The following is a 22,157-nucleotide window of genomic DNA, read 5'->3' on the forward strand; positions in this document are numbered from 1 at the left end:
CAGGACGTAACGAACATCGGCGGGCGCGTCGGTGGCGTGGAAACGGTCGTAAGCGCGGGCCGCGATATCGTCAACGAGAGCGCGACCGCGCAGACGAGCGCGACGGTGCGCAATGGCGACTTCACGTCCAGCGCGTCGGGCATGGCCGTGCAGTCAGTCGGCACGATTTCCGCCTCGGATAGCGCGACGCTGACCGCGGGGCACGACGTGGATATCAACGGCGCTGCGGTGCAGAGCGGTGGCGACACGACGATTGCGGCAGGCCGCGATATTAACGTGGGTACGACCACGCTGACTGCGACGCAGGATGTCGGCACCAGCGACGGACTGAACGGTGGCCATGCTGTGCAGACCACGAACGCGGGCAGCACGCTCACCACGGGCGGCAACCTGACGACTGTGTCCGGTGGGAATACAACACTCGCCGATGCGAAAGTACAGACCACAGGCGACGCAACGATGATCGCTGGGGGTGATCTGACCGTCACGGCAGCGAAGGACACCGCGACATATACCGGCCAGTCGATGGGCGGCAGCATCGCGCATCACAAGACCACCACTTACGATGAGACAGCCCAGGGCAGCAACATCAACGCGGGCGGCGATGTCACGCTCGCGGCGGGGCAAGCTGTCACGGGCGTATCGGGGCAGTCCTCGGGGAGCACGCTCGCGATTACCGGCTCATCGGTGACGACGGGCGGCGTCAACGGCGCAACGGGCGGTGCGGTCAACCTCGCGTCTACGGGCGATATCAATATCGGCGCGGTGTCGGAAGAGCACGATGCGAGCAACTGGAGCGAGAAAAATACCGGCGGTTTTATCTCCAGCGACCGGATCACGGATAGCTCGACCTCGACGGCGACAAACGCGGTCGGCTCGACCGTTTCGGGTAATACCGTCAGCGCGAATGCGGCGCACGATCTGACCATCGCGGGTTCGACGGTCGCATCCACGGGCGACATGAGCCTGGCGGCGGGCCATGACCTGACGATTACGACGACGCAGGACACCAGCCAGAGCAGCACGTTCCACGAAGAACAGACGACGGGCCTGTTTGCGATGAACAATGCGGGCGCGATGGGTAGCTTCGGCAAGGAAGATCAGAAGGAGTGGACGAACAGCAGCAGTGTCACGAATAACGGCAGTCTGGTCGGGAGCACGAACGGCAGCGTGAGCCTGTCGGCGGGCAACAATTTGCATGTCACCGGCAGCGACGTCATCGCCGCGAAGAACATTACGGGCACGGGGGCGAACGTCACGATTGATTCAGCCACGGACACCGCGCATTACGACGACCGGCAGGAGACGCGCGACACGGGGCTGACGTTCGGGCTGGGCGGCAGCGTGGGCGACGCCATCAATAGCGCTGCCAGTCAAGCGATTGCGGCGCACGACGACGCGGGTACCGACTCGCGCGCGACGGCGCTGCATTCGATGGCGGGGGTGGGGGATCTTGGGATTGCCGGGGCGAGCGTTGCAGGCGTTGGACAGTCCAAGGGTTCGACTCCCGACATCGGCGTACAGGTGAATTTCGGCTCGTCCAAGTCAACGAGTACCTATACGGAGGACTCCACGACGAGCGTCGGTTCGACTGCCACGGCGGGCGGTACTGCCGCGTTTGTTGCCAAGGGTGATGGTACGGCGGGTTCTGGCAATGTGAACATTGCGGGTTCGGGTGTGAGCGCGAACGATGTTGTGCTTGCCGCTGCGAATCAGGTGAACCTCACGAACACGGCCGACACGTTCTCCAGCGCGAGCACGAATTCATCCAGCGGGTACAGCGTCGGCGGCTCGTATGGGACGAGTGGATGGGGCGGTCAGGCGTCGATATCGAATTCGCACGGCGACGCGAACGACGCGGAAACGACCGTCAACAACACGCATGTGACCGGCACGAACAGCGTGTCGATCGTGAGCGGCGGCGATACGAATATCATCGGATCGGATGTGAGCGGCGGTACGGTGTCGGCGGTCGTCGGCGGCAACCTCAACATTGAGAGCGTGCAGGATGCGGCATCGAGCGCTGCGCACCAGTCCAACTTCAGCGCGGGATTCTCCGCGAGCCAGCGCAGTTTCAGCGCGAGCGTCTCGGCGCAGAACGGCCACGCGGATTCGAACTATGCGCAGGTGAACGAGCAGGCAGGCATTCAGGCTGGAAACGGCGGCTTCGATATCAACGTCAACGGCAATACGAACCTGACCGGAGGCGTGATATCCAGCACTGCCGACGCGTCGCAGAACAGCCTGACCACGGGCACGCTCACGTTCAGCAACATCGACAATTCGTCGCATTACAGCGCCGCAACCAATGGTATTTCGGTCGGCGTAGGGACGAGCAGCACATCAGGAGGCAGTACGGGCAAGTCAGTCGGACCCGGCTCAGTGTCGGGTAGTCCCGGCGTGCTGCCGATGATTTCGCAGGATTCAAATGGCGACGACAGTGCGACCACGCGCAGCGCGATCAGCGCAGGCACGATCAACATCACGGACCAGTCCGCCCAGACGCAGGACATTTCTACACTCAGCCGCGATACCACGGATACGAACGGCACCGTGTCGAAAACGCCGGACGTGAACGCGATGTTGTCGGATCAGGCAGACCTCATGCAAGCCGCTCAGGCGGCTGGACAGGTCGTCGCGCAGGGCGTCGGCCTGTATGCCGATATGAAGGAGGCAGAAGCCCAAAAGAACGCCATTGATGCGGCTAAAGCGGGTGATGCGGACCTTGCCGCACAATACAACGCGGAGGCGAAAGCCTGGGGCGAGGGCGGTGCGTATCGCATTGGCCTGCACATCGCGGGCGGCGCACTGATAGGTGGACTCGGAGCCAGTTCAGCGTTAGACGGTGCAATCGGCGGCGCGGCGGGCGCGGGTCTTTCGGCAGCGATGGCTGAAGAGCTTGACGATATTTCGAAGGGCGTAACATCCGGCACCGGTTCTGAGGTGCTCGGAAACCTTGCATCGAATATCGTCGCAGACCTCGGCGGGGCATTGGTTGGCGGTGCCGCAGGCGCAAGCGTCGCCGGGAACGTAGAGTTGTACAACCAGCAGAAGCGAAAAAACATGCTTTCGCAGGTCTGCGACGGTTCTGCTCCGTGCGATCCAAAATTGGTTATGGCGGCCGTCAATGCAGACGGTGCTAACGCGGCTGCATCGCCAATTAATGCGATTGGTCCCGATTATGTGACCTTTAACCTCGGAGCAGCGAATCTCAATCTGGGGGCAGCTCTGAATATCCACGATGGAACGACATACGGATCGTTCGGTGTCAGTCAGTCGTTTAGGCCTTCGTCGTTTGCGCCAGGTGCATCCAGTACGATAGGGTGGGTGTTCGGTGGGTCAGTTGCCGATTTTGTGAACAACTATATGGACGGAGACGGGAATCAAATTGCAGTATCAATCCCAACTCCTGGGGGGATGAATGCGGTGGTTGCGATTTCTCATGGATATGGTGGCGCTACGGCGGTGGAGATTGGTGTAACCGGAGAGGGGCCTGCATCGGTGTCTATTACGCCGTGGAGTCACTCCGTTCCTCTCAATAAAAAATAAGGTTAATTATGTTTCCAGGTCCGAGTGATGAAGAGTGGAAGAAAAAAACGGCGGAACAAAAGAAAAGCTATAAATTTTTCGTCGTCGCTATATTTTTTGTAATCGTACTTATTTATTCTACATCTTTCTTGTCTAAGATTTTTTGAGGGATTTGAAGCGATAATGTGTTTGATTTTGATGGTGGGGTAGTTTCTACTTCGAATAAATCGGAGGTGTAGGTGTGCGAGCCTGGCTCTCAGTTCGGCGCTGATGCTGATGCTTGCCGAGTCGATTGAGCAAGGCCGGGTGTCGTAATTAATTATGAAAAATAAGAACAGACTTTTCGCCGTGTCTCTCGGGGTTCTCGTTCCTCTCGCCGTTCACGCACAGACGCCGCCCGATGTTGCGGCGGCGCGCGCGAACGCGCAGCAGGATCAACAGGTTCAGCAGCAGCGCGACGCGACCGTCGCCGCGCCTACGGTGCGTTCAGAGGTTCCGGCTAAAGGTGAATGGCCGGACCTGCCTGTCGAGACGCCATGCTTTCGTATCGACACGTTCGCGCTCGATGTGCCTGCAACGTTGCCGGACGACATCCGCGCAAAAGGAGCATCCGCGCTGCCGCAGGACCGCTTCGCGTTCGCGCGCGAATGGCTGGAGCACTACCGTGGTCAGTGCGTCGGAAAGCGTGGCCTCGATACGCTGGTCAAGGGGCTTCAGCAGGCCATCCTGAGTCGGGGCTATGTCACCACGCGGGTGATGCTTCCCGCACAGGACCTGTCGAGCGGCACGCTCAAACTCGCGCTCATTCCCGGCGTCATCCGCAATCTGCGCTTCAAGGATGCGGCGATGCGCGGCACATGGAAAACTGCGTTTCCCGCGAGCGACGGTGACGTGCTGAACCTGCGCGATCTGGAGCAGGGCATCGAACAGATGAAACGCGTAAGCAGTCAGGACGCAACGATGGAACTTGTGCCCGCGAGCGTACCCGGCGAAAGCGATGTAGAAATCGCAGTCAAACGCGCAAAACCCTGGTCGGTCGTCGCATCCGTGGATGACTCTGGTACGCGCGAGACGGGCAGCATCATCGGCACGGTCACGCTTGGCATCGACAACCTGCTTGGCCTGAACGATATCCTGACCGCCGGATTCAATCAGGATTTGCAGTTTGGTGACCACGGCGTCGGCACGCACGGCTGGAATGGTTCGTACTCTGTACCGTGGGGGTACTGGACCGCGACGCTGTTCGGCTATACGAACACGTATTACGAGAACGTCGCAGGAGTGAACCAGACGTATGTGGTCAGCGGCAATTCGCAGACGGCGGGCGTCAAGCTGCAACGTGTTTTGCGGCGCAGCCAGAGTGACGTATTCGGTGCGGAGTTCCAGCTACTCAAGCGCTTCGGCGCGAGCTTCATCGAAGATACGGAAATCGCAGCACAGCATCGCGACAACACGTTCGTGGAACTCGGCCTGACCGACCGGCATTATTTCGGCACGTCGCAGTTCGACGGCACGCTCGCCTATCGCCAGGGTATCGGCTGGCTCGGCGCGTCGCCTGACACGGCGGATGGTCCGACGTACCGCTTCCACATGGCGACGCTCGACGCAAACCTGTCGGTGCCGTTCGCGGTCGCGGGCCAGCGCTTTGCGTATGTCGGCACTGTTCACGGCCAGTACACCGCGAACGAACTGAACTACATTGACGACTTGACGATTGGCAGCCGTTACACCGTGCGCGGTTTCGATGGGGAAACGATGCTGGCGGCGGAGCGCGGATTCTATTGGCGCAACGAACTGCAATACCCGATTGGCAGCACAGGTCAGGCGTTCTATGCGGGGCTGGACTACGGCCACGTATGGGGACCGTCCGCGCAGTATCTCGCCGGTACGCAACTGGCGGGCGCGGTCATCGGCCTTAAAGGCGCGATCCCCTCGCGCTTCGTGACGGTGAGTTATGACGTGTTCGCGGGGACGCCGGTTTATAAACCGTCCGGTTTTCCTGCGTCGCGTGTGACGCTCGGGTTTCAGCTAACCGGGCAGTTCTAGTACCGGCAAGACCTTGCAACTGAAACCCAAGCGTATGAACTCAGGCGAAGCTTTCGCGTAGTTAACCCGCCTGCGTTCTGATATTTATGAAGGGGTCGGAACGAAAGGTCTGCGAGCGTGCCTCAGGGTTACTCGTCGAGCTGCTTGATCGCGTCCACGCGATCCGGATAAAACGCGAGATGGTTCTGGATCGCCGCGACGGCCGTGTGCGGACGCTCGTAGGTCCAGACCGCGTTGGCCGCATGCTCGCCGCCCGGCACGATCGAGTAGTACGCGCATTCGCCCTTGTACGGGCAGTAGGTGGTGTGGTCGGTGCGCGTGAGCAGCGACATGTCCGCGTCTTCGCGCGGCACGTAGATCACGGGCGGGTAGTTCGCCTCGCGCAGTTCGAGCGCGCGGCGCGTGTCGGCGACAACATGGCCCGCGACCTTCACGACCACGTGCTTCGCCAGTGGCTCGATCGTGATCGGATGGTCCGGGCCGGGAATCTTGACGGATCTGGTTTGCATGACGCGGCTCCTCGCAGTCGGCAGTGGGCATGTGGCGCACGGCCGTGGCGGTTGCCGCGTGTGGCGCTCGCTCCAGTGTAGGGCGAAGTCGAAATGGCCGCTTGCGGCACGCCGCGCTGCGAGTTCAGGCGGCAGGGCGCCGCCTGGTCATGACAAACGGATGACGGCCGTGCGTCTTACTGCTGCGGCGCGCCGTTCCACGCGGGCAGCGTCACGCCGTGATAGACGGCGAGAATCTTCGCCGCCACGTTCGGCTGCTGGTAGCTGGCCACGAGCGTCTTCACCCACGGCGCGTTCGCATCTTTCTCGTTGACGGCGATGAAGTTGCGATACGGGCTGCCATCGACCTTTTCCTGCGCGATGCGCTCTTGCGGAATGCGGATGCCGGCCTTGATCGCCCAGTCGGTATTGACCACGGCGGCGTCGAGGTCGCCGATCGCGCGCCCGACGATGCCCGCGTCGAGCTCCTTGATCTTGATTTGCTTCGGATTGCTGGCGATATCGCGCGCCGTCGGCAGCAGGCCGACATCGCTACGCAGCTTGATGAGACCCTGGCCCTGCAACAGCAGCAGCGCGCGGCCTTCGTTGCTCGGATCGTTCGGCACGCCGATGGTCGCGCCCTGCGGCAGCGCCGCGACCGACGGATATTTGCGCGAGTAGAGCCCGATCGGTTGCACGTAGGTGAAGCCCACCGGCACGATGGTGTAGTGACGCGCGGCCACCTGCGCATCGAGATAGGGCTTGTGCTGAAACGAATTCGCGTCGAGATCGTGCTCGGACAGCGCTTCGTTGGGCTGCGTGTAATCGGAGAACGTCGTCACCTTGATGTCGAGGCCGTGCTGGGCGGCGTTCGCGGCCACCACGCGCCATACGTCCTCGTCCTCGCCGGACATGATGCCCACGCGCAGCGTCTGCGCCGCCTGCGCCGCCGAGGCGAGCGGCCCGAACAGACCGGCGACGAGCGTCAGCGAGGCGAGTCCCGCGGCGATCAGGGTTCGTTTGTTCTTGTTCATATGCTTGGCGCCCGTGGCGGAGTGAAAGATGGGGCGATGCTAGGGCGCGCGCGGGCCGCGTCCAACCAATTTCGCGCACGTTCGTTATCGCATGCTCGCTGATAAGCACATCGCGGCGCGTGCTTAGCGATTGATTCAAGGGCCGGGGTCAGGGCGCGATGGCGCAATGCACGTCTTGCGCGAAGCATATGCGTATACGTCGTTTTGCCGCGGACCGGGCGATGACTACGATGCATCGATCGTCACTTTGTCCGGATTTCGCTCATGTCGACCGTCGCCGTTCCCGCTCATGCCGACCACGCCGGTCGCGCCGATCCTCACGGTCACGCCGATACTCGCAGCGACGCCGCCGCGCTGCCCGCGCGGCCGGTCATCCGCTCGGCGCAGGACGTCGCGCGCATCGTCAACGAAGGGGCGCAGACGGGCAGCAAGGCGCGCGTGGTGATCGCCATCGCGCTCGGCGGCGTGTTTCTCGACGCCTACGATCTCACCTCGCTCGCCTATGGCGTGAAGGACATCGCGCGCGAATTCGCGCTGTCGCCGGTGCAGGTGGGTTTCGTCTCGGCCGCGATCACGTTCGGCGCGATTCTGGGCGCGCTGTTCGGCGGCTACCTGACCGACCGCATCGGGCGCTATCGCGTCTTCATGGCCGACATGCTGTTCTTCGTGGTCGCCGCCATCGCGGCCGGGCTCGCGCCCAATGCGTGGGTGCTCGGCGGCGCGCGCTTCCTGATGGGCTTTGGCGTGGGGCTCGATCTGCCCGTGGCGATGGCCTTTCTCGCCGAGTTCTCGCGCGTGGCGGGCCGCGGCAACAAGGCGGCGAGCGTGGCCGCCTGGTGCCCCGCGTGGTACGCGGCCACGAGCACCTGCTATCTGCTGATTCTCGCGCTCTACGCGATTCTGCCCGCGCATCACGCTGGCTGGCTCTGGCGTTTGACGCTCGCGTTCGGCGCGGTGCCGGCGTTGCTGATCATCGCGGTGCGTAGCCGCTACATCAGCGAGTCGCCGGTCTGGGCCGCGAATCAGGGCGATCTGGAAGGCGCGGCGCGCATTCTCAAACGTTCGTGGGGCGTCGACGCGGTAGTCGAGCGCGACGAGGCCAACATCGCGCAGCACACGCCGCGCGCCGCCTCGTGGCGCAATTACGGCGTGCTGTTCAACGCCACTTACCGGCGTCGCACGATCCTCGCGGCGACCATCGGCGCGGCCTCGTCGTTCGGCTATAACGCGATCATCTTCGGCTTGCCGGTCATCATCGCGAGCTTTTTCAAACAGGGTCCGCTTACCACTATCGTCGCTTCGCTGCTGCTCAATCTGTTGTTCGCCTTCGTCGGCGGGTTGATTGGCGTGCGCACCGCGCCCACTATCGGGGCGTGGAAGATGACCGTGGCGGGACACGCGTTGCAGGTGAGCGCGCTGGTCGGGCTCGCGCTGATCGGCCATCCGTCGAGCGGGGCGTTCGTCGCGCTCGCGATTCTGCTGCTGGGCGCGTATCTGTTCGGGCAAGGTTTCGGCCCCGGCTCGCATTCGATGACGTATGCGTCGCTCAGCTATCCGACTTCGCTGCGCGGCATCGGCGTGGGGTTCAACCAGACGCTCGTGCGCTCGTCGTCGACCATTTCGCTGTTTCTCTTTCCGGTGCTGGCGGCGGCGCTCGGCACGAAGGTGTTCTGGGTGATCGCGGTCGCGCCGCTGACGTCGCTGCTCGTGCTGCTGGCGATTCGCTGGGAGCCGTCGGGCTACGACATCGACGGCGAGGATTACACGCCGCAAGCGGCCGCCGCCGCGCGCCGCGCCGACGATTGCCCGGCCTGCATGCGCGGCTGAGCATCACGACATCGGCGCCCATCGCGCATAGCCGAAAAGCTCATATGCAATCGCGGATTTTCTAGTAGGGGATTGCGGCACAGGCTGTTCAAATGACCGCTGGACTCGCCCGGCGCGACGCGCGGGCGAGGCGCATTCCGGTCCATTCGAAGCCCTCCTGTCATGCCGAAGACGAAACAGCCGATCCTGCTCAACGCGTTCAACATGAATTGCGTGGGCCATATCAATCACGGTCTGTGGACGCATCCGCGCGATCGCTCGGCCGATTACCGCCAGCTCGCGTACTGGACCGATCTCGCGCGCACGCTCGAACGCGGCCTGTTCGACGGGCTGTTTCTCGCCGATATCGTCGGCGTATACGACGTCTATCAGCGCAATGTCGACGTGACGCTGCGCGAGTCGATTCAACTGCCCGTCAACGATCCCACGCTGCTCGTACCCGCGATGGCGGCGGCCACGCAGCATCTGGGCTTCGGCGTGACGGTCAATCTCACTTACGAGGCGCCGTATCTGCTCGCGCGGCGCTTTTCCACGCTCGATCATCTGACGCAGGGGCGCATCGGCTGGAATATCGTCACGGGCTATCTGGACAGCGCCGCACGCGCGATGGGCGTGCGCGAACAGTTGCCGCACGACGAGCGCTACGAACGCGCCGATGAATACCTGGACGTCCTCTATCAATTGTGGGAAGGCAGTTGGGAAGCGGGCGCGGTGTTGCGCGACAAGGCCGGGCGCGTGTATGCCGATCCGGCGAAAGTGCATCGCGTGCAGCACAAGGGGCGTTATTACGACGTGGACGGCTACCATCTCGCGGAGCCGTCGCCGCAGCGCACGCCGGTGCTGTTTCAGGCCGGCAGTTCGGGGCGCGGCCAGCGCTTTGCCGCGCGCCACGCCGAATGCGTGTTCATTTCGCCGCCCAATCGCGCGGTGGGGCGCGAAACGGTGCGGGCGCTGCGCGAGCAGCTCGTGCGCGCGGGGCGCCGTCCCGACGACGTGAAGGTGTTCGTCGGCGCGGCGGTGGTGCCGGGCGCGACCGAACGCGAAGCGCGCGAGAAGTACGCGGATTACCGCCAGTACGCGAGCCGCGAGGCCGGCCTCGCGCACTTCGCGGCGAGCACGGGCATCGACTACGCGCAATACGATCTCGATGCGCCGGTCGATTACACGCCAGGCAACGCCATCGAGTCGGCCACGCGCACGGCGCAGCAGCACGGCTGGACGCGCCGCTCGCTGCTGGAGATGTTCGAGCTGGGCGGACGCTATCCGGCTATCGTCGGCAGCGCGTCGCAGGTGGCCGACGAGTTGCAGGCGTGGGTCGAGGAGGCGGGCGTGGACGGCTTCAATCTGAGCCGCACGGTGGTGCCCGAGAGCTACGAGGATTTCGTCGATCTGATCGTGCCCGAGTTGCAGAATCGCGGGCTCTATAAAACCGCCTACGAGCCGGGCTCGCTGCGCCACAAGCTGTTCGGCGCGGGCGATACGCTGCCCGATCGTCACACCGGCGCGGGCTTCCGGCGCAAGGAAACCGAGACGGTTTGAGGCGGGCCGGCAGACGCGATATCGCGCCCTTATTATCGGTGTCAGTGATATTTCCTGTTTATGCGTATCAGCGATATTTGTAGTTTATGCCTCACAGGCATATAATCGCTTTATGCTTCACAGGAATATCCCATGAAGATCATCGTCAATACGCCGGCGGCGCTCGCCGAAATCCTGCTGTCGGCCAGAAAAGAGTACGGCCTGACCCAGGCGCAGGCCGCGAGTGCGCTCGGCATCGGCCAGCCGCGCCTGTCGGCGCTCGAAACCACCGGCACGGCCAGCATCTCGCTGGCCCAGATGCTCACGCTGCTTTCGCTCTACGGACTCGAACTCTGCGTGCAGTCGCGCAATACCAGCGGGGTGCTGGAGGCGCGCGAAGACCGGCTGGAGTGGTAGCGCATGGGCCGCAAATCGCATTCGAGCAGCCTGTCGATCTGGGCGAACGGCGAGCGCGTCGGCACCTGGACGCTCGGCGTGACGGGCGAAGCCGAGCTGCGTTACGACACCGCGTGGAAGGTCTCGGAAGCCGGGCGGCCGCTGTCGCTCTCGCTGCCGTTCGGCGTCGGCGAGCGGCCGTTGCGCGGCGAGCGCGTCCATCATTACTTCGACAATCTGCTGCCGGACAGCATGCCGATTCGCCGCCGCATCGCCGCGCGCTTTCGCACCGGGTCGATCGACGCGTTCGATCTGCTCAAGGCGATCGGGCGCGACTGCGTGGGCGCGGTGCAACTGCTCGACGAGGACGAAACGCCCGAGCCGCAGGGCCGTATCGACGGCACGCCGCTCGACGAAGCTGACATCGAACGGTTGCTGCTCGAAACGGCGGGCGCGCTGCCCGCAGGCAGCGACGATGACGACGAGCCGCTGCGCATTTCGCTGGCGGGCGCGCAGGAAAAAACCGCGCTGCTCCATCACGAAGGCCGCTGGCTGCTGCCGCACGGCGCCACGCCCACCACGCACATTCTCAAGCTGCCGCTCGGCCTGATCGGCCATCGCAAGGTCGATTTCAACACCTCGGTGGAGAACGAGTGGCTGTGTCTCGCGCTGCTCGCGGCGTACGGGCTGCCGGTGTCGTCGGCGCGCATTGCCACGTTCGGCGCGCAGAAGGTGCTCGCGGTCGAGCGCTTCGACCGCGCCGTCTCGCGCACCGGTGCGTTGCTGCGCCTGCCGCAGGAGGATTTTTGCCAGGCGCTCGGCGTTGCGCCGCATTTCAAGTACGAAACCGACGGCGGCCCCGGCGTGCGCGAGATCGCCGATCTGCTGCGTCACTCGCAACAGGCGCGCGCGGATATCGACACGTTTCTCGCCGCGCAGATCGTCTACTGGATGATGGCCGCGCCCGACGGCCACGCGAAGAACTTCAGCCTGCGTCTGCTGCCGGGCGGGCGCTTTCAGCTCGCGCCGCTCTATGACGTGATGTCGATCTGGCCCGTGGCCGGTGACGGCGGCAATCAGTGGTCGTGGCACAAGGCGTCGCTGGCGATGGCGGTGTGGGGCAAGAGCCGGCACTACCGCATGCGCGACGTGAAGCGCGCGCATTTCAACGCCACGGCGCAGCTTTGTCATTATGGTTCGGATGCCGAAATAATTATCGATCGACTGATCGAACGCACGTCCGCCGCGATTGAAACCGTGAGCGCGGCGTTGCCTGCGGGATTTCCGGAACGCGTCGCCGCAAAACTGTTCGACGGCTTGCGTTTTTCCGCGCAACGGCTCGCGGAATAAACCGCGCGAGCGACTGGCAACGCGCAATTCAGCGCGCCGCCGGCGCCACGTGCTCCATTTTCGCTTCGCCGTAGAGCACGTAGATCAGTTCGAGCATGCGGCGAATATCCGCCGATTCGTCGAGCATGCGCATGCTCATGATGACGGGCGAAACGAGCTGTTTGTCGTCGAGATCCTTGTAGGAAACGTCATCGCGCTTGAGGCCGTAGACGCTGCTCGGCACGATCGAAATCCCTTCACCCGCCGCCACGAGTCCCAGCGCGATCTGCAGTTCGCGCGCTTCGTAAATCCGCATCGGTTCGAGTCCGCGGTCGTGAAAACCCGCGAGCACCTGGTCGGCGTAACTCGGGCGCGGATGCTTGGGAAAGATGATGATGGTTTCGTTGAGCAGGTCGTGCAGCGAAAGCTCCGGCTTTGCGTCGATCAGCGGATGCCCGAGCGGCAGCGCCACGATCATGCGCTCCTCGCGCAGCACCACGCGGCGAATGCTCGGATCTTCGAGCCTGATGCGCCCGAACCCGACGTCGATCCGACCTTCCTTGAGCGCCTTGATCTGATCCATCGTGGACATTTCCACGAGACTCAGCTCGACCGCGCCATTCTCCTGGCGAAAGCGCCGGATGATCTTCGGCAGCATGCCGTACAGCGTCGAGCCGACGAAACCCACGGTGAGACCGCGCTCGATCTTGCCGACGCGCCGCGTCATCGATTCGAGTTCGTGGGTCTGCGCGAGCAGTTGCACCGCGTGCTGATAGAAGAAACGCCCCGTGTCGGTGAGCTTGAGCGGACGCGCGTCGCGCTCGAACAACTGCACGCCGAGTATTTCCTCGAGCTGCTGGATCTGCCGCGACAGCGGCGGCTGCGCGATGTGCAAGCGCTGCGCGGCGCGCGTGAAATTGCGCTCTTCGGCCACGGCCACGAAGTAGCGCAGATGTCTCAGTTCCATAAATCCCGCCTGCCGATTTGCCCGGCGACAATACCTCGCGAGCATGAATTTATCCGGTAAATACGGGTTTTCCCTCGTATTTGACCTCATCACTATACCTCAAAGGTATGAAGCCGCAGCCCCAAAAGTATTGGACGGTCCCTTTGGGCGGCGCGTATAAATCCATTCCATGAACTCCACTCCTGCCGTTGCCGCCATGAAATCCGCGACGATCGAACGTATCGAAACCTGTCTCGTCGATTTGCCGACGATCCGCCCGCACAAGCTCTCGGTCGCCACCATGCACGGCCAGACGCTGATGCTCGTGAAGGTGTTGTGCAGCGACGGCGTGATCGGCGTGGGCGAGGGCACGACGATCGCAGGCATGGCCTACGGGCCGGAAAGCCCGGAAGCGATGAAGCTCGCGATCGACGCGTACTTCGCGCCCGCCATGATCGGCAAGGACGCCACGCGCATTCAGGATCTGATGGCGCATCTCGGCAAGCTCGTGAAGGTCACGCACTTCGCGAAGAGCGCGCTCGAAACCGCCTTGCTCGACGCGCAGGGCAAGCGCCTTGGCGTGCCCGTGAGCGAACTGCTCGGCGGTCGCCGCCGTGATCGGCTGCCGGTGGCGTGGACGCTCGCCTCGGGCGACACGGCCAAAGATATCGCCGAAGCCGAAGCGATGCTCGACGCGCGCCGTCATCGCGTGTTCAAGCTGAAGATCGGCGCGAAGGCGGTCAAGACCGATATCGAGCACGTCGCGCAGATCAAGCGCGCGCTTGGCGATCGCGCGGCGGTGCGTGTGGACGTGAATATGGCGTGGAGCGAAACCCAGGCCGCCTGGGCGATTCCGGCGCTTGCCGACGCGGGTTGCGAACTGGTCGAGCAGCCGGTGGCGTCGGCGGCGGCGCTTGGACGTTTGATGCGCCGCTTCCCGGTCGCGCTGATGGCCGACGAAGTTCTGCAAGGCCCCGAAAGCGCCTTCGACATCGCGAAACAGCACGGCGCGGACGTCTTCGCGATCAAGATCGAACAAAGCGGCGGCCTCTTTGCAGCACAGCGCGTGGCGACGATCGCCGACGCGGCCGGCATCGAACTGTACGGCGGCACCATGCTCGAAGGCGCATTCAGCACCGCGGCCTCGGCGCATCTGTTCGCCAGTTTCGCCAATCTGCAGTGGGGCACCGAATTGTTTGGCCCGCTGCTCATCACCGAGGAAATTCTGACCCAGCCGCTCGATTACAGCGATTTCGAATTGACCGTGCCGACCGGCCCGGGACTCGGCATCGAACTCGACGAAGCGAAGGTCAAGCGATTCACGCGCGACGGACTTATCAAGGTCACGCGCTAGATCGCGCGCTCAATCACGCAATTTCCGCTTCAGATAAAGGAAGTCAACGATGCTTTTCCAGGTACGCATGGACGTGAAGATTCCGGCCGATATGCCCGCCGACGTCGCCAACGAAATCAAGGCGCGCGAAAAGGCGTATTCGCAGGATCTGCAACGCAGCGGCAAGTGGCGCCACATCTGGCGTCTCGTGGGCGAATACGCGAATTTCAGCATTTTCGATGTCGAAAGCAATGCGGAATTGCACGACATTCTGACTGCCTTGCCGCTGTTTCCGTATATGGAGATTTCGGTGACGCCGCTGTGCCGTCATCCGTCGTCGATTCGCGAAAACGATATTTGAATGTGAGTCGGTGAGTCGAAGTTGAAAACCGGTTGGAACCTGAGTAACGCAATTCATTAGAGGGCGTGCACGCCCCTTAAAAATTTCCCCCGCTAAAAGATTCAGTGGAGACAGTGATCATGAACGTGAAAGTGTTCGACACGAAAGAAGTCCAGGACCTGCTCAAGGCCGCCACCAACGCAGAAGGCGCAGGCGGCAACGCGCGTTTCAAGCAGGTGCTCGGCCGCCTGCTCGGCGATCTCTTCAAAGCCATCGACGATCTCGACATCACGCCGGACGAAGTCTGGGCCGGCATCCATTATCTGAACAAACTCGGCCAGGACGGCGAGGCGGCGCTGTTGGCCGCCGGTCTCGGTCTGGAAAAATATCTCGACATCCGCATGGATGCCGCCGATAAAGCGGTCGGTCTCGACGGCGGCACGCCGCGCACGATCGAAGGCCCGCTGTATGTGGCCGGCGCGCCGGTGCGCGAGGGTGTTTCGAAGATCGACATCAATCCGGATGCGGACGCCGGCCCGCTCGTCATTCACGGCACTGTGAACGGTCCGGACGGCAAGCCGGTGGCGGGCGCCGTGGTCGAATGCTGGCACGCCAATTCGAAGGGCTTTTACTCGCACTTCGACCCGACCGGCGCACAGGACGACTTCAATCTGCGCGGCGCGGTGCGCACCGGCGCGGACGGCAAGTACGAAATCCGCACGCTCATGCCGGTCGGCTACGGCTGCCCGCCGCAAGGCGCGACGCAGCAACTGCTCGACGCCATCGCGCGCCACGGCAACCGTCCGGCGCACGTGCACTTCTTCGTTACCAGCGAAGGCCACCGCAAGCTCACGACGCAGTTCAACATCGAAGGCGATCCGCTGATCTGGGACGACTTCGCCTACGCCACGCGCGAGGAACTGATTCCTCACGTCGTCGACAAGACCGGCGGCGCGGCGCTGGGCCTGAAGGCCGATGCCTACAAGGAAATTGCGTTCGACTTTTCCCTGACCACGCTGGTGCAGGGCAAGGACAACCAGATCGTCAATCGCCCGCGCGCAGCCGCGACGGCGTAATCGCCCGCCAGCGCGACGGTGCCACGCCACCGTCGCCGTTCGGGGTTCCGCGAGAATCAATGCACACCGATGCGCGAAAGCCGTGCAGGAGCTTGCTCGCGCCTACGGAGAGAAAACATGTCCGCCACCATCGACAAAGCCAACGAACTGGAACACCTGTTAGCCACTGCGGTGCAGGACGACAAGCAAGCCGGTGTGTACCGTTGCCGTCGCGATATCTTTACGAATCCCGCGTTGTTCGATCTGGAGATGAAACACATCTTCGAGAGCAACTGGGTGTATCTGGCGCATGAAAGCCAGGTGCCGAACAACAACGATTACTACACCACGTGGATCGGCCGCCAGCCAGTGGTCGTCACGCGTGATAAAACCGGCGAGCTGAACGCCATCATCAATGCCTGCGCGCACAAGGGCGCGATGCTTTGCCGACGCAAGCATGGCAATAAAGGCAGCTTCACGTGTCCGTTTCACGGCTGGACGTTTGCCAATACCGGCAAACTGCTGAAAGTCAAAGATGAAAAGACCACCGAATATCCGGTGCAATTCAACAAGAACGGTTCGCACGACCTGAAGAAAGTCGCGCGATTCCAGAACTATCGCGGCTTTCTGTTCGGCAGTCTCAACGCGGATGTAATGCCGCTCGAAGATTATCTCGGCGAAGCGCGCGTGATCATCGACCAGATCGTCGATCAGGCGGCGCAAGGTCTCGAAGTGCTGCGCGGCAATTCCTCGTATGTCTACGAAGGCAACTGGAAAATGCAGATGGAAAACGGTTGCGACGGTTATCACGTCAGCACCGTGCACTGGAATTACGCCGCCACCATGGGCCGCCGCAAGGAAGACGGCACGCAGGCCGTCGATGCGAACAGCTGGAGCAAATCGGTGGCGGGTGTTTATGGTTTCGATCACGGCCATATTCTGCTGTGGACCAAGACGATGAATCCCGAGGTGCGCCCGGTTTATCGTCAGCGCGACGAAATCACGGCGCGCGTGGGCGAAACGAAAGCCGATTTCATCGTCAATCAAACGCGCAATCTGTGCCTGTATCCGAATGTGTTTCTGATGGATCAGTTCAGCACGCAGATTCGCGTGGTGCGTCCGATCAGTGTCGATAAAACCGAAGTGTCGATTTTCTGCTTTGCGCCGAAAGGCGAAAGCGCCGAGGACCGCGCCACGCGCATTCGTCAATACGAAGACTTCTTTAACGTGTCCGGCATGGGCACGGCCGACGACCTTGAAGAATTCCGCGCGTGCCAGAACGGTTATGCAGGAACGACCGCACTCTGGAACGATCTCTCGCGCGGCGCGCCGCTGTGGGTCGAAGGCGCCGACGACAACGCGAAAAAGATGGGCCTGAATCCGCTCATTTCCGGCGAGCGCAGCGAAGACGAAGGCTTGTTCGTGGTGCAGCACGAATACTGGGTGAACGTTATGCGCGACGCGCTCAAGAAGGAAAGCGAGGAGACGCCGGCATGAGCTTCGAATATCAAACGATTTGCGCGGCGCTCTATCGCGAAGCACGTTTTCTGGACGACCGTCAGTGGGATGAATGGCTCGCCTGCTACACGGACGACGTCAGTTACTGGATGCCCGCCTGGGACGACGACGACCAGTTGACCGACGACCACGAAAGCCAGGTCTCGCTGATGTACTACCCGGACAAGGGCGGCCTCGAAGATCGCGTATTCCGCATCAAGACCGAGCGCAGCGGCGCGTCGACACCGGAGCCGCGCACGAGCCACAACGTCACGAACGTGGAAGTGCTGGCCGATCGCGGCGACGAAGTGGACGTGCGCTACAACTTTCACACGCTCAATCATCGCTACAAGGTCACCGATCACTTCTTCGGCACGATGTTCGTCACCTTGCGCCGCTCGGGCGATCAATTACTGATTGCCTATAAGAAGATCGTTTTGAAAAACGACTATATCCGGCAGGTGCTCGACGTTTATCACGTGTGATGTCGGGCGCAACGTATCAGAGGCAGTAGAGGAGGTTCCCATGTCCAGTTTCAATATCGCACTGAATTTCGAAGACGGCGTTACGCGTTTCATCGACTGCAAGGCCGGAGAAAAAGTGCTCGACGCCGCATTTCGCGCGAAGATCAATTTGCCGATGGATTGTTCCGATGGCGTCTGTGGAACCTGTAAATGCCGCGCGGAAAGCGGCAGCTACGATCTCGGCGACGACTATATCGAAGACGCGCTCAGCGACAACGAAAAAGACGGCGGTCTCGTGCTGACCTGCCAGATGGTGCCGCAAAGCGATTGCGTGATTGCGATTCCCTCGTCATCCACCGCGTGCAAAACGGGGCAGAGCCAGTTTGCCGCCACGGTTTCGAAAGTCGAGCAGCACAACGACGCAGCCGTGGTGCTCGAAATGAACGTGGACGCCAATGCTCCCGTTTTCCTGCCCGGTCAATACGTGAATATCGATGTGCCGGGCAGCGGCCAGCATCGCTCGTATTCGTTTTCGTCGGCGCCGGGCGAATCGACAATCAGCTTTCTGATCAAGAAAATTCCCGGTGGCGTGATGAGCACGTGGCTCGAAACCGCGCAAGCGGGCGATAAATTGAATCTGCACGGACCGCTCGGCAGTTTCTATCTGCGCGACGTGCAGCGCCCGCTGCTGTTTCTCGCGGGCGGCACGGGACTCGCGCCGTTCCTCTCGATGCTCGAAGTGCTGGCGCGCACGCACGCGCAACAGCAGGTGCATCTGATTTACGGCGTCACGCGCGATCTCGATCTCGTGCAGGTCGAGGCCATTGAGGCGTTCCGCGCGAAACTGCCGAACCTGACTTACGCGACCGTCGTGGCCGAAGCGGCGTCGACGCATCCGCGCAAAGGCTGGGTTACGCAGCATATTCCGGCGAATGCGCTCAATGATGGCGACGTCGACGTCTATCTGTGCGGGCCACCGCCGATGGTCGACGCCGTGCGCAAGTTTTTCGACGACGAAGGCGTGAAGCCCCACAGCTTCCACTACGAGAAGTTCACGCCGAACGCAAGCGCAGCGACGACGGCGACGACGGCGAAGGCGGCATGATGCAGCAACGATTCGCAGGCAAGGTTGTGGTCGTCACGGGCGCGGCGCAGGGCATCGGCAGCGGTGTGGCGCTGCGCGCCGCGGCGGAAGGCGGCAAGGTGGTGTTCGTCGATCGCGCGGATTTCGTCGCCGAGGTGGCGGCGCAGGCGCAGGTCGCGCAGCCCGGCGCACAAACCGCCGGTTTCGTCGCCGATCTGGAAACTTATGAGGGCGCGCACGCGGCGATGGCGTTCGCCGCGCAACGGTTCGGCGGCATCGATATTCTGATCAACGGCGTGGGCGGTGCGATCCGCATGCGTCCGTTCGCGGAATTCGAGCCCGCGCAGATCGACGCGGAAATCCGCCGCTCGCTGATGCCCACGCTCTATACGTGCCACGCCGTGCTGCCGCATCTGCTCGCGCGGGGCGGCGGCACGATCGTGAACGTCTCTTCGAACGCGACGCGCGGCATCCGGCGCGTGCCGTATTCGGCGGCCAAGGGCGGCGTCAATGCGCTCACGCAATCGCTGGCGATGGAATACGCGCCGTACAACATCCGCGTGGTCGCCAGCGCGCCGGGCGGCACCAGTGCGCCGCCGCGCCGCGTGCCGCGCAACGCGGCGGGCGACACCGAGCAGGAAAAGACGTGGATGAACGAGGCCGTGCAGCAAGTGACGGAATCGACCTTCTTCAAGCGCTACGGCACGCTCGACGAACAGATCGCGCCGATCCTGTTTCTCGCGTCCGACGAAGCCAGCTATATCACCGGCGCGGTGCTCGCGGTGGCGGGCGGCGACAACGGTTGATCGCGATTGGTTGCGATTGATCGCGGTTGATCGTTACAACTTCGGGCACGACAGCACGTTCAAAGGCGGCGTATCGACGCCTGGTTTGCCGTCGTTCGCGGGCGTGCCTTGCGGCGGCGTGGAGATCAGGCGCACGCCGTTCGGCGCGGCGTTCGCAAGCGCATATGACTCGGCGCTCGCGGCCGGTTGCCAATACGCGTGATAGAGCGCGCCTTCGTGAAAGAGCCGCAGTTTGCCGTGCGCAGTCTGGCCGCCGCTGCTGAAATCGACCGGCTCGCCGTCGCGCAGCACGAAGTGCGCGTCGGGGCCGCTCGGGCCTGAAAGCTTCCCGCATGGCGTGGCGGTATCGGAAGAGTCGGCGGCAAAAGCGGGCTCAAATGCCAACCCAAGGCCCAACCCAACCGCACTCGCGCACCAGCATGCGCTCAGCGCCAGCTTGAAAGCCTTCTTCATGGCGACCTCGCATCGAAACACGTCATCCATCGGATCACTGCGAGCAGCAAGCCGCATGCCGCGCCTTCATCCGGCACTCAAATTCCCGCGCCCGAATAGTTGAAATTTTCAACTATTTGACTATACTCCGATGCGTTGCCGGTTCGCCGGCCAGGCTGCGGGAGCGCGCGTGTCATCCGGTCAGTATTCCGATTTCCTGACGTTCAGGCTCGACCTTACGAGCGCGTTGCTCAGCGAGCGCGCCAATGCCGTGTATCGCGAGCGCTGGGGGCTCGACGTGCGTGCGCTGCGCGTGCTGCGCATCGTCTGCGCGGAGCCGGGCGTCACGCCCAAAGCCGTCTCGCAGCGCGCGCTGATCGAAAAGACCTTGCTGTCGAAAACGCTCGCCGAACTGGAGTCGCGCGGGCTGATCGGCCGCGATACCCACGCCGACGACCGCCGCAGCGTCGCGCTGCACGGCACGCCCGAAGGGCAGAAGGTCGCGAAGGCGTCGGCGAAGGCCGGGGCCGCGCTCGAAGCCGAACTCGCCGTCGCCTTGACCGATGCCGAGCGCAAGACGCTCGACCGTCTGCTCGGCAAGCTCTCGGACAGCCTGCTCGATGGCGCATCCGCATGAAGCCCGCATGAAGCCCGCGCCGCATCCTCACCCGCTATTCCGTATCCGAAGCCGTCATTGAAGGAGTCGCCCATGTCCATTCCGGTCGCCAATCCAGTTTCCACGCCGGTTTCCAGGCCGCTCGTCGAAACCGTCGCGCCTGCCGTCGACGCCTTGTTGCCCGAGCTCGAAGCCGTCTACAAGGACTTGCACCAGCATCCCGAACTCTCGATGCAGGAGTTCCGCACCGCGAAGATCGCCGCCGATTACGTGCAAGCGCTCGGCTATGAAGTCACGCGCGAAGTGGGCGTGACGGGCGTCGTGGCGATCCTGCGCAACGGCGAAGGCCCGACCGTGATGTTGCGCGCCGACATGGACGCGTTGCCCGTGACCGAAGCGACCGGCCTGCCGTACGCGAGCAGCGTCACGGCGAAGGACGACGAAGGCGTGCAGGTGGGCGTTGCGCACGCCTGCGGCCACGATCTGCACGTCACCTGGCTGATGGGCGCGGCGCGCCTGTTCGCGCAGCATCGCAACGCATGGCGCGGCACGCTGATGTGCGTGTTTCAGCCCGGCGAGGAAGTCGGGCGCGGCGCGCGCAGCATGATCGACGACGGCATGATCGCGCGCTTTCCGAAGCCCGACGTGATCCTCGGCCAGCACGTGATGGTCGGCGCGGCGGGCACGGTCGGCTATCGCAGCGGCACGATTCTCTCGGCCGGCGACAGCCTCAAGGTCAAGCTGTTCGGGCGCGGCTCGCACGGCTCGCAGCCGCAGACTTCGATCGATCCCGTCATCATGGCGGCCTCGACGACGCTGCGTCTGCAGACCATCGTCTCGCGCGAGATCTCGCCGCGCGACAGCGCCGTGCTCACGGTGGGCGCGCTGCAGGCGGGCACGAAGGAAAACATCATCCCCGACGACGCCACGCTCAAGCTCAACATGCGCACTTACGACGAGGACGTGCGCGAGTACATGCTGGGCGCGATCCGCCGCATCTGCTGCGCCGAGTGCATGGCCTCGAACGCGCCGCGCGAGCCGGAATTCACCACGCTGTCGAGTTATCCGCTGACCGTCAACGACGACGCCACCACGGCGCGTCTGCGCAGCGCCTTCGAAGCGCGTTTCGGCGCGCGCGCCTATGAAACGCAGCCCGCGGCGGCGAGCGAGGACTTCAGCGTGTTCGGCCGCGAATGGGGCGTGCCGTACGCGTTCTGGTTCATCGGGGGCACCGATCCCGAAACCTTCGAGAAGGCGAAGGCCGCGAAGAAGATCAACGAGATTCCGAGCAACCACTCGCCGAAGTTCGCGCCGGTGCTCGACGGCACCTTGCGCACCGGCCTCGAAGCGATGCTGTGCGCGGCCGCCGCGTGGCTCGGCCACGAAAGCGAGGCCGCATGAGCCTGGCGCTGGGCGCG

19 protein-coding genes are annotated in these 22,157 nt (G+C 63.0%); 15 read left to right on the forward strand and 4 right to left on the reverse strand.

Annotated features, from left to right (window positions below):
• The first annotated feature begins 36 nt into the window (after positions 1-36).
• Both G3N97_RS40095 and G3N97_RS01960 read left to right on the forward strand, forming a co-directional pair.
• Positions 37-3,549 carry a hemagglutinin repeat-containing protein gene (locus G3N97_RS40095; RefSeq protein WP_346778005.1) on the forward strand — a complete coding sequence of 1,171 codons (3,513 nt, stop codon included), beginning with the start codon at positions 37-39 and terminating at the stop codon, positions 3,547-3,549.
• A gap of 300 nt (positions 3,550-3,849) precedes the next feature.
• Positions 3,850-5,574, forward strand: coding sequence for a ShlB/FhaC/HecB family hemolysin secretion/activation protein (locus G3N97_RS01960; protein WP_205991656.1), 1,725 nt, complete (start codon positions 3,850-3,852; stop codon positions 5,572-5,574).
• 128 nt (positions 5,575-5,702) lie between these two features.
• Here G3N97_RS01960 and G3N97_RS01965 read toward each other — a convergent pair whose 3' ends face one another.
• Complete coding sequence (locus G3N97_RS01965; protein ID WP_205991657.1) at positions 5,703-6,083, reverse strand: DUF427 domain-containing protein; 381 nt, start codon at positions 6,081-6,083, stop codon at positions 5,703-5,705.
• A 176-nt stretch (positions 6,084-6,259) separates the two neighbouring features.
• The gene (locus G3N97_RS01970) at positions 6,260-7,096 is read right to left on the reverse strand and encodes a MetQ/NlpA family lipoprotein (protein ID WP_205991658.1); all 837 of its coding nucleotides are present in this window, start codon (positions 7,094-7,096) and stop codon (positions 6,260-6,262) included.
• A 264-nt stretch (positions 7,097-7,360) separates the two neighbouring features.
• Here G3N97_RS01970 and G3N97_RS01975 point away from each other — a divergent pair, with 264 nt between their 5' ends.
• The 4 genes from G3N97_RS01975 (at position 7,361) to G3N97_RS01990 (ending at position 12,187) form a co-directional block, all read left to right on the forward strand.
• Positions 7,361-8,923, forward strand: coding sequence for an MFS transporter (locus G3N97_RS01975; RefSeq protein WP_205991659.1), 1,563 nt, complete (start codon positions 7,361-7,363; stop codon positions 8,921-8,923).
• A gap of 162 nt (positions 8,924-9,085) precedes the next feature.
• Positions 9,086-10,462 (forward strand): LLM class flavin-dependent oxidoreductase, encoded by a 1,377-nt coding sequence (locus G3N97_RS01980; protein ID WP_065059196.1) that lies wholly within the window; start codon positions 9,086-9,088, stop codon positions 10,460-10,462.
• Between the two features lie 132 nt (positions 10,463-10,594).
• Positions 10,595-10,858, forward strand: a complete 264-nt coding sequence (locus tag G3N97_RS01985; RefSeq protein ID WP_205991660.1) for a helix-turn-helix domain-containing protein — start codon at positions 10,595-10,597, stop codon at positions 10,856-10,858.
• Positions 10,859-10,861: 3 nt separating this feature from the next.
• Positions 10,862-12,187, forward strand: coding sequence for a type II toxin-antitoxin system HipA family toxin (locus G3N97_RS01990; protein ID WP_205991661.1), 1,326 nt, complete (start codon positions 10,862-10,864; stop codon positions 12,185-12,187).
• A gap of 28 nt (positions 12,188-12,215) precedes the next feature.
• Here the strand turns inward: G3N97_RS01990 and G3N97_RS01995 are convergent, their stop codons facing one another.
• Entirely contained in the window at positions 12,216-13,133 is a 918-nt protein-coding gene (locus G3N97_RS01995) for a LysR family transcriptional regulator (protein WP_205991662.1), read from the reverse strand.
• A 196-nt stretch (positions 13,134-13,329) separates the two neighbouring features.
• Here G3N97_RS01995 and G3N97_RS02000 point away from each other — a divergent pair, with 196 nt between their 5' ends.
• From G3N97_RS02000 to benD, 7 genes are all read left to right on the forward strand, one after another.
• Positions 13,330-14,466: a muconate/chloromuconate family cycloisomerase gene (locus tag G3N97_RS02000; RefSeq protein WP_205991705.1), complete on the forward strand. Its 1,137-nt coding sequence runs from the start codon at positions 13,330-13,332 to the stop codon at positions 14,464-14,466.
• Positions 14,467-14,515: 49 nt separating this feature from the next.
• Positions 14,516-14,806 carry a muconolactone Delta-isomerase gene (catC, locus tag G3N97_RS02005; RefSeq protein WP_183715603.1) on the forward strand — a complete coding sequence of 97 codons (291 nt, stop codon included), beginning with the start codon at positions 14,516-14,518 and terminating at the stop codon, positions 14,804-14,806.
• Between the two features lie 119 nt (positions 14,807-14,925).
• The gene (gene catA, locus G3N97_RS02010; protein ID WP_205991663.1) at positions 14,926-15,861 is read left to right on the forward strand and encodes a catechol 1,2-dioxygenase; all 936 of its coding nucleotides are present in this window, start codon (positions 14,926-14,928) and stop codon (positions 15,859-15,861) included.
• 117 nt (positions 15,862-15,978) lie between these two features.
• The gene (locus tag G3N97_RS02015) at positions 15,979-17,337 is read left to right on the forward strand and encodes a Rieske 2Fe-2S domain-containing protein (RefSeq protein WP_205991664.1); all 1,359 of its coding nucleotides are present in this window, start codon (positions 15,979-15,981) and stop codon (positions 17,335-17,337) included.
• Positions 17,334-17,822, forward strand: coding sequence for a benzoate 1,2-dioxygenase small subunit (benB, locus tag G3N97_RS02020; RefSeq protein ID WP_205991665.1), 489 nt, complete (start codon positions 17,334-17,336; stop codon positions 17,820-17,822). The genes G3N97_RS02015 and benB overlap by 4 nt, the downstream gene beginning before the upstream one ends.
• 40 nt (positions 17,823-17,862) lie before the next feature.
• Positions 17,863-18,906 (forward strand): benzoate 1,2-dioxygenase electron transfer component BenC, encoded by a 1,044-nt coding sequence (benC, locus tag G3N97_RS02025; RefSeq protein WP_205991666.1) that lies wholly within the window; start codon positions 17,863-17,865, stop codon positions 18,904-18,906.
• Positions 18,903-19,691, forward strand: coding sequence for a benzoate diol dehydrogenase BenD (gene benD / locus G3N97_RS02030; protein WP_205991667.1), 789 nt, complete (start codon positions 18,903-18,905; stop codon positions 19,689-19,691). Before benC ends, benD begins: the two co-directional genes overlap by 4 nt.
• 33 nt (positions 19,692-19,724) lie before the next feature.
• Here the strand turns inward: benD and G3N97_RS02035 are convergent, their stop codons facing one another.
• Positions 19,725-20,144 (reverse strand): hypothetical protein, encoded by a 420-nt coding sequence (locus G3N97_RS02035; RefSeq protein WP_241030320.1) that lies wholly within the window; start codon positions 20,142-20,144, stop codon positions 19,725-19,727.
• A gap of 169 nt (positions 20,145-20,313) precedes the next feature.
• On the opposite strand from G3N97_RS02035, the gene G3N97_RS02040 reads away from it, so the two are divergent.
• Both G3N97_RS02040 and G3N97_RS02045 read left to right on the forward strand, forming a co-directional pair.
• Positions 20,314-20,760 (forward strand): MarR family transcriptional regulator, encoded by a 447-nt coding sequence (locus G3N97_RS02040; protein ID WP_231957502.1) that lies wholly within the window; start codon positions 20,314-20,316, stop codon positions 20,758-20,760.
• A gap of 72 nt (positions 20,761-20,832) precedes the next feature.
• Positions 20,833-22,140, forward strand: coding sequence for a M20 family metallopeptidase (locus G3N97_RS02045; protein ID WP_205991669.1), 1,308 nt, complete (start codon positions 20,833-20,835; stop codon positions 22,138-22,140).
• Positions 22,141-22,157 lie beyond the last annotated feature (17 nt).

It is taken from the genome of Paraburkholderia sp. Ac-20347 (assembly GCF_017104805.1).
Taxonomy (GTDB): domain Bacteria; phylum Pseudomonadota; class Gammaproteobacteria; order Burkholderiales; family Burkholderiaceae; genus Paraburkholderia; species Paraburkholderia tropica.

Coding starts and splice junctions, on each gene's coding strand:
- G3N97_RS01960 (WP_205991656.1), top strand. CDS start 3,850: ATGAAAAATAAGAACAGACTTTTCGCCGTGTCTCTCGGGGTTCTCGTT.
- benC (WP_205991666.1), top strand. CDS start 17,863: ATGTCCAGTTTCAATATCGCACTGAATTTCGAAGACGGCGTTACGCGT.
- benB (WP_205991665.1), top strand. CDS start 17,334: ATGAGCTTCGAATATCAAACGATTTGCGCGGCGCTCTATCGCGAAGCA.
- G3N97_RS02035 (WP_241030320.1), bottom strand. CDS start 20,144: ATGAAGAAGGCTTTCAAGCTGGCGCTGAGCGCATGCTGGTGCGCGAGT.
- G3N97_RS01975 (WP_205991659.1), top strand. CDS start 7,361: ATGTCGACCGTCGCCGTTCCCGCTCATGCCGACCACGCCGGTCGCGCC.
- G3N97_RS02045 (WP_205991669.1), top strand. CDS start 20,833: ATGTCCATTCCGGTCGCCAATCCAGTTTCCACGCCGGTTTCCAGGCCG.
- G3N97_RS01980 (WP_065059196.1), top strand. CDS start 9,086: ATGCCGAAGACGAAACAGCCGATCCTGCTCAACGCGTTCAACATGAAT.
- catA (WP_205991663.1), top strand. CDS start 14,926: ATGAACGTGAAAGTGTTCGACACGAAAGAAGTCCAGGACCTGCTCAAG.
- G3N97_RS01985 (WP_205991660.1), top strand. CDS start 10,595: ATGAAGATCATCGTCAATACGCCGGCGGCGCTCGCCGAAATCCTGCTG.
- G3N97_RS01990 (WP_205991661.1), top strand. CDS start 10,862: ATGGGCCGCAAATCGCATTCGAGCAGCCTGTCGATCTGGGCGAACGGC.
- G3N97_RS02000 (WP_205991705.1), top strand. CDS start 13,330: ATGAAATCCGCGACGATCGAACGTATCGAAACCTGTCTCGTCGATTTG.
- catC (WP_183715603.1), top strand. CDS start 14,516: ATGCTTTTCCAGGTACGCATGGACGTGAAGATTCCGGCCGATATGCCC.
- G3N97_RS02015 (WP_205991664.1), top strand. CDS start 15,979: ATGTCCGCCACCATCGACAAAGCCAACGAACTGGAACACCTGTTAGCC.
- G3N97_RS01995 (WP_205991662.1), bottom strand. CDS start 13,133: ATGGAACTGAGACATCTGCGCTACTTCGTGGCCGTGGCCGAAGAGCGC.
- G3N97_RS01965 (WP_205991657.1), bottom strand. CDS start 6,083: ATGCAAACCAGATCCGTCAAGATTCCCGGCCCGGACCATCCGATCACG.
- G3N97_RS01970 (WP_205991658.1), bottom strand. CDS start 7,096: ATGAACAAGAACAAACGAACCCTGATCGCCGCGGGACTCGCCTCGCTG.
- benD (WP_205991667.1), top strand. CDS start 18,903: ATGATGCAGCAACGATTCGCAGGCAAGGTTGTGGTCGTCACGGGCGCG.